Annotated in this window: 8 protein-coding genes; 5 read left to right on the forward strand and 3 right to left on the reverse strand. The window is 63.6% G+C overall.

All coding sequences use genetic code 11. The features are described from left to right. Window positions 1-42: 42 nt before the first annotated feature. Complete coding sequence (locus GQX66_RS11680) at window positions 43-4,512, reverse strand: hemagglutinin repeat-containing protein (protein ID WP_240869072.1); 4,470 nt, start codon at window positions 4,510-4,512, stop codon at window positions 43-45. Between the two features lie 94 nt (window positions 4,513-4,606). Then, window positions 4,607-6,334, reverse strand: a complete 1,728-nt coding sequence (locus GQX66_RS11685) for a ShlB/FhaC/HecB family hemolysin secretion/activation protein (RefSeq protein ID WP_240869075.1) — start codon at window positions 6,332-6,334, stop codon at window positions 4,607-4,609. Between the two features lie 237 nt (window positions 6,335-6,571). Here GQX66_RS11685 and GQX66_RS11690 point away from each other — a divergent pair, with 237 nt between their 5' ends. Both GQX66_RS11690 and GQX66_RS11695 read left to right on the forward strand, forming a co-directional pair. Beyond that, entirely contained in the window at window positions 6,572-7,693 is a 1,122-nt protein-coding gene (locus tag GQX66_RS11690; protein WP_064380928.1) for an HlyD family secretion protein, read from the forward strand. Beyond that, the gene (locus tag GQX66_RS11695) at window positions 7,690-9,282 is read left to right on the forward strand and encodes a DHA2 family efflux MFS transporter permease subunit (protein WP_064598011.1); all 1,593 of its coding nucleotides are present in this window, start codon (window positions 7,690-7,692) and stop codon (window positions 9,280-9,282) included. The genes GQX66_RS11690 and GQX66_RS11695 overlap by 4 nt, the downstream gene beginning before the upstream one ends. Before the next feature lie 4 nt (window positions 9,283-9,286). On the opposite strand, the gene GQX66_RS11700 is transcribed toward GQX66_RS11695, so the two are convergent. Further along, window positions 9,287-9,727: a carboxymuconolactone decarboxylase family protein gene (locus GQX66_RS11700; RefSeq protein ID WP_085748563.1), complete on the reverse strand. Its 441-nt coding sequence runs from the start codon at window positions 9,725-9,727 to the stop codon at window positions 9,287-9,289. Window positions 9,728-9,956: 229 nt separating this feature from the next. Here GQX66_RS11700 and GQX66_RS11705 point away from each other — a divergent pair, with 229 nt between their 5' ends. From GQX66_RS11705 to GQX66_RS11715, 3 genes are all read left to right on the forward strand, one after another. Further along, window positions 9,957-10,463: a sigma-70 family RNA polymerase sigma factor gene (locus tag GQX66_RS11705; protein WP_240869096.1), complete on the forward strand. Its 507-nt coding sequence runs from the start codon at window positions 9,957-9,959 to the stop codon at window positions 10,461-10,463. Further along, window positions 10,463-11,422: a FecR domain-containing protein gene (locus GQX66_RS11710; protein WP_240869099.1), complete on the forward strand. Its 960-nt coding sequence runs from the start codon at window positions 10,463-10,465 to the stop codon at window positions 11,420-11,422. Before GQX66_RS11705 ends, GQX66_RS11710 begins: the two co-directional genes overlap by 1 nt. Window positions 11,423-11,521: 99 nt before the next feature. Next, the gene (locus GQX66_RS11715; protein WP_240869103.1) at window positions 11,522-13,951 is read left to right on the forward strand and encodes a TonB-dependent receptor; all 2,430 of its coding nucleotides are present in this window, start codon (window positions 11,522-11,524) and stop codon (window positions 13,949-13,951) included. The last annotated feature ends 46 nt before the right edge of the window (window positions 13,952-13,997 follow it).

Raw genomic sequence — 13,997 nt, forward strand, 5'->3', positions numbered from 1 at the left:
GGAGCGAGCACGCTCGCTCCCGCCGGTTTCACTGACGGTAAATCAGCCTTTTTCGTCGATCCCGGCTTGCAGGGGCTGACTGTCCAGATGACCGCTCAGGGTCACCGGGCTGACTTTCAGGTTGCCGTTTTCAAGGGACACCTTCGGTGCGTTTTCTTCGGTTTTATGTGGCAGGTCGAGGCCGGCTTTCACGCCGTAGTCGAGGTTGCTCAGATCGCTGCTGCTGACCTTCGAACCACCCAGATCGACCTTGCCTTCGGCGGCGGAAATCCGCGCGCCGGTCAGCTGGGTAGCGCCGCCGACAGCGAGGTTCACACCCTGACTAACGCTGATGCCGGAGGCCTGTTTGACGCTGTCCTTGTGCGCGTATTCGCCTCCGGCTTTCAGCGTTGGCTTGTAGTCGGTGCCCGCGAGTTTGCCCTTGTCGTCGGCCGGGGTTTTCTTGGCGGTCAGGCTCAGATCCACGTCGACCTTGGCGTGAGTGCTGGAGTCCTGACGGCTTTCGACCGACAGATCACCCGCCACATTGCCGCTGACGTTGCGCGCATCAATCCGCGCGCCGCTCAGGCTCGCATCACCGCCACTGTTCAACACCACCCTGTCAGCCTTGATCTGGCTGTTCTGCTGGGTGGTGCCTTGCAGGTAGTCCACGCCGACCTTGGCCCCGGCATTGAAGCCGTGATCGCTGCTGACTTTTTCATCGGCGGTGGTCGGTGTGCTTTTGCTCAGATTGCCGCCGGCGTTCAGCGCTACGTTCCAGTTGTTGCGGTTGTCGCTGGACTGCGCGGATTCCTGAACGAAACCGCCCTTCTGCGCATCGATGCTGACGTTCGGCGCGCCGACCTGAGTGCCTTGCAGGTGCACCGAATTGCCGCTCAGGGCGATGCCGTTCTGGCTGTTAAGCTGGCCACCGCTGAGGGTCTGGGTGTTCTCGTTGACCCGACCGATGTTGAAATTACCGCTGAGGTTGCCGCCCTGATCGCGGCTCTTCTCGCTGCTGGTTTTGCTGCCGCCGGCCTTCAGGCCGCCGCCGAGATTGCTGCCGGTGGCGACGTGCGAATCGGTGGCCGCTTGCAGGTCGAGTTTGCCGTCGGCTTTCAGGTCGATAGCACCAACGCTGTCGATCTTCGTGCCCTGCTGCACCTGATTGCCGCCGCTGCTCAATTGCACCGGGCCGTTGCCATTGATACTGGCTACGTGGGCCTGGCTGTCGGTGGTCTGGTTGCCTTTGTGATCGAGCTGGAATCCAGCGCCGAGATCGACGTTGGTGCCGTCGGTGCCCGGCAAGGTGCCTACCGTCAGCGAACCGTTGCCACGCAGGCTGGAGCTGTCGCTGCTCTGGCGGTCGTTGGCCTGATTCAGGGCCAGATCGCCGCCGGTCTTGATGCTGACACCGCCCTGCCCGCCATCGAAACGGCTGCCTTCGAACTGGGCATCGCCGCCGACATTGATGTTCACGCCCTGATTGCCAGCGTAACCGCCGACCACCGCGGTGGAGCTGTCCTTGCTCGACTGGCTGCTGCCACCCGCGCCGCTGCCGGCCACGTTCACGTCTTCACCAGTCTTGGTGTAGACGCGCACGTCGACCTTGGCATCCACCGTTTTTTCGGTGCTGCTGTGGGTGTTGTTCGCGGCATCGGCCACCAGTTTGTCGGCGCCGATGTTCACTTTGCCGACGCTGGCGTTGTACTGGGTGCCCTGGTCGTGCAGCGTGCCGCCGACCTTCACGTCCACGGTCTTGCCGTCGAACCGGCTGACCACAGCGTTGCTGCCTTGCTCGGTTTTATCGGCGCTGGCATGACCGATTGCCACGTCGATACCGACGTTCGGCTGACCGAGATTGGTCAGTGCGTCCTTGTCCGGCACCTTGCCGCCGAGCACGTCTTTCACCGCACCGGCAATCGGCCGGGCGATGTCTTTGTACTCGACGTTGGCGCCGATGTCCGCCGACCAGTTGCTCTCGCTGTGAGTGTTGCTTTCGGTGTTGCTGGCGGCACGGTTGTCCACTTGGTTAGCGGCGACGTTCAGGCCGTTGCCGGCCTTCAGTTGCGCGCCTTCGGTGGCGAGTTTGTCAGCGTTGATGTTCAGGCTGCCGCTGCTCTGCACGCCGGTGGTTTGCGCGGTGGTTTTAGCGGTGGTGTCCTGCGAAGTGCTGTGCGAGAAATCCACGCCGCTGCCCGCGCGGTCGAGGCCGCCGGTGTAGTAGAAACCGCCGCCGGTGCTGCGGGTTTCGGTCGAGGTGTTGTGGCTGTCCTGCTCGGCCAGCAGCGAGACGTTCTTGCCGCTCAGGGTGGTGTCGCCGGCGGTAGATTTCACCTCGGCGCCCTTGAGCGTCACATCGCCGCCCGCCTTCACTTGCACAGTGCCGCCGCTGAGGCTGGAGCCCTGCTGGGTGACGTCGTTGGCGGTGACGGTTTGCGCCTTGTCTTCGTAATGCACGCCGGCGCGATACTGCTCCGCCGTCTGCTCCTTGGCGTAAGCGTCGAAACCACGGGTCTGCGTGCTGTTGCTGCTGTCGTGGGTGTTCTGCGTCGAATGCACCTTCACATCACCCGCCGCATCCGCCGTCAGCGAACCGCCGGCCTTGACCGTAGAACCAGCGAGTTCGATGTCCTTGGCGCTCTTGAGCTTGAGGTTGCTGTCGGAAGCCAGCTCGCTGCGCACCGTGGTGCTGTCCTTGCTGTTCTGCCGGGACTCGTCCTTGGTGATGCCGAAGAACTTGCTGTCCTTGTCGTGGTTGTTGCTGTGCGAAGTGTCCTGCACGCCGTCGATGGTCAGCGAACCGTTGTCGCTGATCACGCTCGCGTCCTTGGCGCCGCGCACCTGGCTGCCGCTGATGCGCACGTCGTCAGCCTTGACCAACAGTTTGCCGGCCGCGTTGACCTTGCTGCCCTGATGCTGGGTCTGGCCCTTGTCGGCGTCGCCGGTCTTGCCGAAGAAACCGCCGCCGACCAGATCACCGGAATAGCGGTTGTCGCTGCTGCGGTTGGTGCGGGTCGCGGTGGTCATTTCCACCTGTTTGCCGGCCAGTTGCAGATCGCCGGCGCTGTTCAATTCAGCGCCTTCGGAGCGCAACAGTGCGGCGGTTTGCAGGGCAATGTTGCCGGCCTTCAGCTGGCTGGTGATGCTGCGCTGCTCTTCGCTGCTGCTGTCCCAATCGGCTTTCCACAGGTGTTTGCGGTGCTTGCCCTGATCGGTCTGGGTGTGGCTTTCAGTGGCGGCGGTCAGGCGCAGATCGCCGCCGCTTTGCACGCTGAGGTTGTTCTTCGCGTCGACCTTGGCGGCTTTCAGTTCGGTGTCTTTACCGGACGACAGTTGCGCGTCGCGGCTGGCGACGATCTGGCTGCCGTGCTGGCGCGAATCGCTGTCGGTCTTGGTGCGCTCGTAAGTTTCCCAGGTGATGCCGATGGTGCTGTTGTTCCAGTTTTCGCGCTGTTCCTGAAGCTTGCGGCTTTCGACGGTGGTCAGGGTCAGATTGCGCTTGGCATCGACCGTCACGTCGCGACCGCTGACGTCGGCGGCGGCCAGCGTCAGGTCCTTGCCGCTGTGCAGGCCGACGTCGCCCTGGCTGCTGCGGATGCCGGCGCGGGTCACGTCGAGGCTGTCCGGAATCGCCTGACCGCTGACGCTCAAGTCGCCCGCCGAACGAATCTGCACGCCGTCACGTCCTGCGACTTGCACCGCGCCGACCTTCACGCCCGCGCCTTCAGCGGTGCTGACGATGTTGATGCGCCCGGCCTGCATCGCGCCGAACAGGCTGGCGTCGATCCGTTGATCGGTGGTGTTGCCCGCCGGGTCCACGGCTTTCACCTGGCCGCTGGCGTAGTCGATCTGATTGCGCCCGACGGTGAGGTTCAGTTGATCGCGAGCGCTGATTGCGCCCTGGCTGTCGATGCGCGGGGCGATCAGGTTGATCGAGCCTTCACCGTTACGCAGCCCGCCGCCCTGGATCTGCAACTGACCGGTGGCGTCGCGGGTGCTCAGGGCTTGCAGCTTGCCGTCGTTCAGCTCGGGCCGGCCGACCACCAGATTGGCGTTCGGCGTGTTGATGAAACTGCCGCCATTCACCGAAATGCCGTTCGGGTTGGCGAGCACGTAGTCGGCGGCGCGACCGAAGATTTCCTGGGCGCCGTTGATGGCCGAAGGGTTGCGGCTGATCACTTCGTTGAGGATCACGCTCGCGGCCTGGCCCTGCAATTGCGGGTTGGCCGCCAGTTGCCCGGCGAGCTGCGATTGCCCGGCCTGCAAGGCGTTGTTCAACACCAAGCCCTGTCGGTCGACGTTGTAGTCGAGGAATTGGTTATGCGAAAGCCCCGAGCCGTTGGGCGCGACGATGTTGACGATCGGGACGCCGCCCTGGGTCTGCAGTTGCGCGGTGCCGCCGGGGCCGGGCGCGACCACCACGCCGCCGGCCATGGCGCCCGGCAGGTGAGCAACCAGGAACAGGCTGGCGATGGCCCAACGCAGTTTGCCCCGTGGGGAAAGATGAAACGCAAAGGTATTCATTGGCATAAAAAACTCTCCATGTAGTGCGGCATCACGTTGCGCGTTGAGTTGAAGGCCACGGCTGTCGCGCTCAGGTCCGATGGCTGTTGTTCACTGACGTTCATATCTGTAATCCGACCCGCATCAGCCAGGTTTCAGGCTCGCGGTGCAGGCCGGTCGGGGTGTTCAGGCTGCGTTGATAATCGACGTCCACTTGCAGGTTTTTCCAGCCCAGGTTGAGGCCGATGCTGGCGCCGCTCAGGCGTTGAACCGGGGCGCCGTGATCGGCCTTGATCCAGCCGTGGTCGAGGCCGACACGCGGGGTGAGTTGCATCGGCAAATCGGTGCGCAACGGCAGGCGCAAGGTGTTGCGCCAGATCGCGCCGCTGGCGCCAGACGCGCTGCTGACACGGTAACCGCGCACGGCGGAATCGTCGGTGCCGAGCAATTGTTCGATGGCCGGCAGCGGGTCGGGGCTGTACTGCAAATTGAGTTGGCTCTGCCATTGCCAGGCTTGCGCGCCGAGCTGGCCGTTGCGCCATTGGCTGAGGCCGGCGCGGTACTTGCGAAACTGTGCCTTGGGCAGGTTTTTGACCTGACGATCGGCATCGTCGTCGGCGCCCAGCCAGCGCAAACCCTGGGCGTAATTGACGTCGAGGTTCCACACCGCGCGGTCGAGCCAGAACAGATTGAGCCCGGCCTCGGCCACGGTCAGGGTCGGGCTCTGGATGCCGAGGCGGACGCTTTCCAGATAGCTGTCGACATCCTTGTGCGCCAGTTGCAGATTGGCGCTGAGCTGATGGCTCTGGTCGCGCCACAACACCCGGTCGGCGCGCAGGCTGAGTTGATCGGTGATGCCGGTGCTGTGAAAAGTCAGCGTGCTGAGCTTGAACGGCGCGCGGTATTCGGCGTGGCTGGCGAAAGTGCTGAACGTCCAGTAACCGTAGGGAATCGCGTAATAGAGGCTGGCGTTGCGGCTGTAGCGGTCGCCCTGATTGAGGGTGTCGCTGGCGCTGAGGCTCAACAGGTCGTTGAGTTCGAGCGGGCTATCGAGGGTCAGGCTCAGTGTGTCGCGATCACGACCGGTACTGGCGCTGCCGAGGTTGTCCACGCCCAGGCCCAAGCTCCAGCGCGACTGCCCCGAGGTGCGCGATCGCAAGATGATTTTCGACGCACCGGGCTGGCTGCCGGGGGCGATGTCGGCGGTAAGATCGAGCGAGCGCAGGCGGTTCAACTGATCCAGACCCTGCTCCAGATCCCGCAGGTTCAGCGGCTTGCCGAGCATGCCCGGGAATGCACCGCCGAGGGACACCGGCAGGCTCTGGTCGGCCAGTTCGATGGACTCGATGTAGCCTTCGTCGATCAGGATATCCAGCGATTGCCCGGCTACCGGCGCGCTGCTCAGGTAAGGCCGACTGGCGATGTAGCCCTTCTCCACGTACAGCGCGGTAATGGTCGCCAGCAGATGGTTGATCTGGCCGACGCCCATGCACGGCGCCAGCAGCGGTTTGATCCGGGCGTTGAGTTTGTCTTTGCCGATCAGCGTGACACCACCGATACGCGTACCGCTCAAGGGCCAGCAGCGCTCATCGGGTTTGATCGACTCAGGAATGGCCGGAGTGGCAGGCGTCGGGCCGAACGCGCCGCGCTCCAGTTGCCGCTTGCGCTGTTCGAGTTGCAGCTGTTGCAGATCGCGCTGTTGCAGTTGTTGCTGGCGCAGCACTTCCTGGCCAGGGGCTGGAGTTTCGGCGGCGAGAACGCTGGGCGCACACACACTCAACAACAAGGCCGACAACAGCGGGCGCGGCAGGGAACGACTACGAGAAACAGCGCAAAGCGAATACGGCACTCAACATCCTTGCAATCAACTGGCTTAATGCCACCCCATCAATAGCGGTGATAGTCAGAGCCTTCCTACACAATTGCAAGACGCTTCCTACGGCGCTTACATTTCTTAAACAAATGGTCAGCTTCTTCTTTCGACAGTCTTCATCTGACGATCGGCGGAAAAAATCAATTGCCACAAAATATTACTCGCGTCATATTACGGTCGTAATAGCCATTCCGCTTCTTCAGGTATTACGCCATGACCAGCATGCCCACCGTAGAACCCGATCTCGCCGCTCCGGTCAGTGCTCCCAAACCTCCCCTGCTCAAACGCCTGTTATTGCCCACTGCCGGTCTGGCGGCGCTGGTGTTCGCCGGGTTGTACGCCGTGCATTGGTGGGGCACGGGGCGATTTCTCGAGGAAACCGACGATGCCTACATCGGCGGCGACGTCACGGTGATCGGGCCGAAAGTCGCCGGTTACATCGAGGAAGTGCTGGTCAGCGACAACCAGAAGGTGAAGGCCGGCGACGTGCTGATCCGCCTCGACGCGCGCGACTACCGCGCCAATCTGGCCAAGGCAGAAGGCGCGGTCGCCGCTGAGGAAGCGCTGCTGGCTAACCTCGATGCCACCGAACAACTGCAGCAAGCGGTGATCGGTCAGGCCCGCGCCGGCATTGATGCCGCCAGCGCTGAAACCGCTCGTTCGCGGGATGACAACGCGCGCTACAAACGTCTGGTGACCACCAACGCGGTCTCGGTAGAAAGCGCGCAACGGGCCGACGCCACCTTCAAGACCGCGCAAGCCTTGAGCGCCAAGGCCCAGGCCGAACTGCTGGCCGCGCAGCGCCAGCTCACCGTGATCGAAACCCAGAAACAACAGGCCCGCGCCGCCCTCCAGCAAGCCCGGGCCGAACGGGATCTGGCGCAACTCAACCTCGGCTACACCGAACTGCGCGCCCCGGTCGACGGCGTGATCGGCAACCGCCGCGCGCGGGTCGGCGCCTATGCGCAGGCCGGTTCGCAACAGTTGTCGGTGGTGCCGGCCAGTGGTCTGTGGGTCGATGCCAATTTCAAGGAAGATCAACTGGCGCGGATGAAACCCGGCCAGCGCGTGAGCATCCGTGCTGACGTGTTGTCCGGCCAGGAGTTCCACGGTCGCCTCGACAGCCTCGCCCCGGCCACCGGTTCGCAATTCAGTGTGCTGCCGCCGGAAAACGCCACCGGCAACTTCACCAAAATCGTCCAGCGCGTGCCGGTGCGGATTCTGCTCGACCCGGCCGATGGCGTGCTCGGCCACCTGCGTCCGGGCCTGTCGGTGACGGCTGAAGTCGACACCCGTGCCCAACCTGAAACCACCGCCGTGGCCAGCGCGCCATGAGCACCGCCCTCACCGCCTCCGCGCAGCCGTTCAATGCTGCCGAAATGGCGACGGCGACCAAGGTGTTCGCCTTCGCCACCATGTGCATCGGCATGTTCATTGCGCTGCTGGACATCCAGATCGTCTCGGCCTCGCTGCGCGATATCGGCGGCGGGTTGTCCGCCGGCACCGATGAAACGGCGTGGGTGCAGACCAGTTACCTGATCGCCGAAATCATAGTGATTCCACTGTCGGGTTGGCTGTCGCGGGTGTTTTCCACGCGCTGGCTGTTCTGCGCTTCAGCAGTCGGCTTCACCCTCGCCAGCCTGCTCTGCGGCATCGCCTGGAACATCCAGAGCATGATCGCCTTTCGCGCGCTGCAAGGGTTTCTCGGCGGGTCGATGATTCCGCTGGTGTTCACCACGGCGTTCTTTTTCTTCACCGGCAAACAACGGGTGATCGCCGCTGCCACCATTGGCGCCGTGGCGTCGCTGGCACCGACATTGGGCCCGGTGATCGGCGGCTGGATCACCGACATTTCGTCCTGGCACTGGCTGTTCTACATCAACCTCGTGCCAGGGATTTTCGTCGCCGTGGCGGTGCCGATGCTGGTCAAGATCGACCAGCCGGAGCTGTCGCTGCTCAAGGGCGCGGACTATTTGAGCATGGTGTTTCTCGCGCTGTTTCTCGGCTGCCTGGAATACACCCTCGAAGAAGGCCCGCGCTGGAACTGGTTCAGCGACCAGACGATCCTGACCACCGCATGGATCAGTGGCCTCGCCGGCCTGGCCTTCATCGGCCGCACGTTGCACGTGGCCAATCCGATCGTCGACCTGCGCGCGCTCAAGGATCGCAACTTCGCCCTCGGCTGCTTCTTTTCGTTCGTCACCGGGATCGGCCTGTTCGCGACGATTTACCTGACGCCGCTGTTTCTCGGCCGGGTGCGCGGCTACGGCGCGCTGGACATTGGTCTGGCGGTTTTCTCCACCGGGGTGTTCCAGATCATGGCGATTCCGCTGTACGCCTTTCTCGCCAATCGCATCGATCTGCGCTGGATCATGATGGCGGGCCTGGCGTTGTTCGCGTTGTCGATGTGGGAATTCAGTCCGATCACCCACGACTGGGGCGCCGGAGAATTGCTGCTGCCGCAAGCCCTGCGCGGGATCGCCCAGCAACTGGCGGTGCCACCGGCGGTGACATTGACTCTAGGGGGCTTGGCACCGGCTCGGCTGAAGCATGCATCGGGCCTGTTCAACCTGATGCGCAATCTGGGCGGTGCAATCGGGATTGCTGCGTGCGCGACCATTCTCAACGACCGCACCAACCTGCACTTCACCCGGTTGGCGGAGCATCTGAACAGCAGCAACGAAGCAGTGAATCAGTGGCTGGCCCAGGTCGGCGGCAACTTTGCCGCGCTGGGTCAGAGCGGCGATGTCGGCCTCACCGCCAGCCTGCGTCAGCTATGGCTGCTGACCTACCGTGAAGCGCAGACGCAAACCTACGGCGACACGTTCCTGATGATCATGGTGTGCTTCGGCATCGCCACAGCGATGGTGCCCTTGATGCGCAAGGTGCAACCACCGGCCGCGCCGAGTGCCGATGCACATTGATCGATCAGGCTTGCGGGGTTTTACGGAAGCCCACGGCCAGGCGGTTCCAGCTGTTGATGGTGCTGATCGCCACAGTCAGGTCGACCATTTCTTTGGGCGAGAACTGGGCAGCGACGGCTTCGTAGTCTTCGTCCGGGGCGTGGGTCAGGCTCAGTTGGGTCAGGGATTCGGTCCACAGCAGCGCGGCGCGTTCACGTTCGGTGAAGAACGGCGCTTCACGCCATGCGGTCACGGCGAACAACCGGCGCGGGGTTTCGCCGCCCTTGATCGCGTCGGCGGTGTGCATGTCGATGCAGAACGCGCAGCCGTTGATCTGCGAAGCACGCAGCTTGACCAGTTCGATCAGGGTCTTTTCCAGCGGCAGTTTCGAGACGGCGGTTTCCAGGGCAATCATCGCTTTCAGGGCATCGGGGGACGCGGTGTAGAAATCGATACGAGGTTTCATCGGGGATCTCCGGGGCAAGTGAATGTGGAGCTACGTTAGTCCCGGCGCCCGGACCGGCAAATAGCCAATCTCCCGAAAGATGGGTAGGCCACTGCGTCGGTGTCAGAAAAGAAAGTGTGAAAGGACAATTGCCATCACTCGTTGCGCGCCACTAGAATGCGATCAATTCTTAATTGCACTCTCGATTGCATCTCTGGCAACGGACGCCCGAAACGAGTACCTGCCCTCCATGTCGTCCCTCGATCAGCCGTTGAATCAGCAAGTCCAGAGGCTCTACAGCGAACACCACGGGTGGCTGCAGGGCTGGCTTCAACGCAAGCTGGGCAACCGCTGCGATGCGGCCGACCTGGCGCACGACACATTTTTGCGCCTGCTCACCCGTCAGGTGATCAAGCCGTTGGGCAGCGAGCCCCGGGCGCTGTTGACGCACATCGCCAAAGGTCTGGTGATCGACCGCTGGCGGCGCCAGGACCTGGAGCGCGCGTATCTCGAAACCATCGCGCATTTGCCCGCCGCCGAAGTGCCGTCGCCGGAAACCCGCTACCTGATTCTCGAAACCCTGTGGCGCATCGAAGCGCTGCTGCGCGAACTGCCGGAACAGACCCGCGAGACCTTCCTGCTGTCGCAGATCGAAGGCCTGACCTACGCGCAGATCGCCACACGCCTGGGGGTTTCGCTGATCACCGTCAAACGGCACATGCGTGCCGCGTTCATTGCCTGCCTGAGTGTCGCCTGATGAATTCGTCGATGATCAACCCGCAGATTCTCGGCGAAGCCGCCGACTGGCTGGTGCAACTGCATTCCGGCACCGCCACCCCGTCCGACCATCAGGCCATCGCCCAATGGCGCAGCCGCAGCGCCGAGCACGCCATGGCCTGGCAACGGGCCGAAGCGCTGTTGGGGGATTTACGCAGCGTGCCGGCCAACGTCGCGATCCAGACCTTGAAACGCGCGTCCCGCAAAGAAGGCCTGAGCCGTCGTCAGACCCTTACCCGCCTCGGCCTGCTGTTGATGGCCGGGCCGCTGGGCATCGCCTCGCAGCATGTACCGTGGCAGCAATGGACCGCCGACCAGCGCACCGCCGTCGGCGAACAAAAGAACCTGCAATTGCCGGACGGCACCCAACTGGTGCTCAACACCGACAGCGCCGTGGACATCGCTTTCAGCCCGGTGGAGCGTCGCGTCCTGCTGCTCAACGGCGAAGTGCTGATCAACACCGCCGCAGACGCCAGCGCCCGTCCGTTCATTGTCGAAACCCCGCAGGGTGTGGCCCGCGCGCTGGGCACGCGATTCTGCGTGCGCACCGAGGGTTCGCGCAGCCAAGTGTCGGTGCTCGAAGGCCAAGTTCAGATCACCCCGCAACTGCTCAAGCAGAGCGCGATTCTCAAGGCCGGCGAACGGCAGCGCTTCAAGCTCAACAACTTCGACAGCGCCGAAACCTTCGACACCGCGTCCCTGGCCTGGGACAAAGGCATGCTGCTGGCCAGCAACATGCGTCTGGACGAATTGCTCGGAGAGCTGAGCCGCTATCGCCGGGGCGTGCTGCGCTGTCATTCGGACGTGGCGGCGATGCGCGTGTCCGGGGCGTTTTCCCTGCGCGACACCGACGCCAGCCTGCGTTTGCTCAGCGATACGTTGCCGCTGAACATCAACAGCCTGACCCGCTATTGGCTGTCGGTAGAGCCCCGTGTCTAAGCCCTCGGAAAATATTTTCGATATTTGCTGATACCTTTTCGCGACTCGTCCGGTGAGTGGATAGACCTTTCAATTCCACGCCCCCGACAGGAACACCGAATGACCGCAATGCCATCGCCCCGCCCCGCCACGTTTGCGCTCAAGGCCCTGAACCTGAGCCTGGCCCTGGCCTTCAGCGCACTGCTGCCGAGCGCCGCCCACGCCGCCGACAGCGTCAGTGAAAGCGCCAGCCGCACCGTCAACATCGGCCCCGGCCTGCTCAGCCATGTGCTGGCGCAATTTGCGGTCAGCGTCGGCGTGCCGCTGTCGTTCGATCCGGCGCAACTGGGCAATCGCCAGAGCCCCGGCCTGCAAGGCAGTTACACCGCGCAGAGCGGTTTTGCCCGGTTGCTGGAAGGCAGCGGTTTCGAGCTGATCAGCACCGGCCACAACGGTTACACCGTGGCCCCGAAAGTCGCGGCGGACGGCGCGCTGGAACTGGGCGCCACCAACGTCAGCGCCCTGCGCGACGACAGCGGCGATACCTACGGCGGCGAACAGGTCGCGCGGCGCGCGCAGATCGGCATGCTCGGCAACCAGGAGGTCAACGACCTGCCCTTCAGCGTCACCAGCTACACCGCCAAGACCATGGCCGACCAACAGGCCCAGACCGTTGGCGATGTGTTGCTCAACGATGCCTCGGTGCGCCAGTCCAACGGCTTCGGCAACTTCTCGCAGATGTTCATGATCCGCGGCCTGCCGTTGGCCTCCGACGACATTTCCTATAACGGCCTCTATGGCGTGCTGCCCCGGCAGATCATCGCCGTCGAAGCGCTGGATCGAGTGGAACTGTTCAAGGGCCCGAACGCGTTCGTCAACGGCGTGACCCCGAGCGGCAGCGGCATCGGTGGCGGGATCAACCTGCAACCCAAACGCGCCATGGAAACGCCGACCCGCAGTGTCACCCTCGATTACAGCGCCGACGGTCGGGTCGGCGGGCATCTGGATCTGGGCCAGCGCTTTGGCGAGGACAACCGCTTCGGCGCGCGGGTCAACCTGATGCAGCGCGAAGGCGACACCGCGGTCGATGACGAAGATCAGCGCTCGTCGCTGTTCAGCGTCGGCCTGGACTATCGCGGCGATCGCCTGCGGGTCTCCACCGATTTCGGCTACCAGAAGCAGGTCATCAACCAGGGTCGCTCGGTGATCTATGTCGATTCGAGCCTGACCAAAGCCCCCAAAGTGCCGCACGCCAATGCCAGCTACGCCCAGAGCTGGAGCTACTCGCAACTCGAAGACACCTTCGGCATGGCCCGCGCCGAATATGACCTGAACGACAACTGGACGGCCTACGTGTCCGGCGGCGCCAAGCACACCCGCGAGAACGGCGTGTACTCGTCGCTGACCGTCACCGACCTCAACGGCAACGCCCGTGGCGGCATGCTCTATTCGCCCCACGACGAGGACAATCAAAGCGCCATGGCAGGACTCAACGGCCGCTTCGACACCGGTCCCGTCACCCATCAATTGAACCTCGGCTGGGCGGGCATCTGGGGCGAACAGCGCTCGGCGTTTGAAACCATCAGCACCGCCGGGCGCTACAGCACCAACCTGTACAACGTCACCGACAAGCCGCGCCCGGCGCCAACCTCGTTTGCCAGCGACATCAACGACCCGCGTATCACCGGCAAGAACATCCTGCGCAGCGAGGCGATTTCCGACACCCTCGGCTTCGTCGATGACCGCATCCTGCTGACCCTCGGCGTGCGTCGCCAGGCACTGAAAGTCGACGGCTGGAGCACCGCCACCGGCGCCCGCACTTCGAGCTATGAAGAGTCGATCACCACCCCGGTCTACGGCCTGGTGATCAAGCCGTGGGAGCACGTGTCGTTCTACGCCAACCGCATCGAAGGCCTGGCCAAGGGCCCGACGCCGCCGACCACCGCGATCAACCGCGACGAAACCTTCGCCCCGGTGCGCAGCAAGCAGATCGAAGCCGGCGTGCGCCTGGACATGGGCAGTTACGGCGCCAACCTCGGCGTCTATCGCATCGAACAACCGTCGAGCTACACCCAGGACGGAATCTTCCGGGTCGACGGCCAGCAGACCAACAAAGGCGTGGAACTCAACGTCTACGGCGAACCGCTCGACGGTCTGCGCCTGCTCAGCGGCGCAACCGTGATGAAGACTGAACTGGAAGGCAGCAGCAACGGCGTGAATGACGGCAACCGTGCCGTCGGGGTGCCGCGCTTCCAGTTCAACCTCGGCGCCGACTGGGACATTCCGGGCCTCGAAGGCGCCGCCCTCAGCGCGCGGATGTTGCGCACCGGCGGCCAGTACCTGAACGCGGCAAATACCCAGAGCATTCCGGCGTGGAACCGCTTCGATCTGGGCTCGCGTTATGCCTTCAAGCTGGATGAAAAGCAGATCACGCTGCGGGCCAATCTGGAGAACGTCGCCAACGAAGCCTATTGGGCCTCGGCCAACGGCGGTTACCTGACCCAGGGCACGCCGCGTACGCTGAAGGTTTCGGCCACCGTGGACTTCTGACCGCTCGTCATCCGGCCGGCACCAAGGGTTCGGCGCGTCTGACCAA

Origin of the sequence: Pseudomonas sp. B707 (genome assembly GCF_022496685.1) — a bacterium.
Taxonomy (GTDB): Bacteria; Pseudomonadota; Gammaproteobacteria; order Pseudomonadales; family Pseudomonadaceae; genus Aquipseudomonas; species Aquipseudomonas paraglycinae.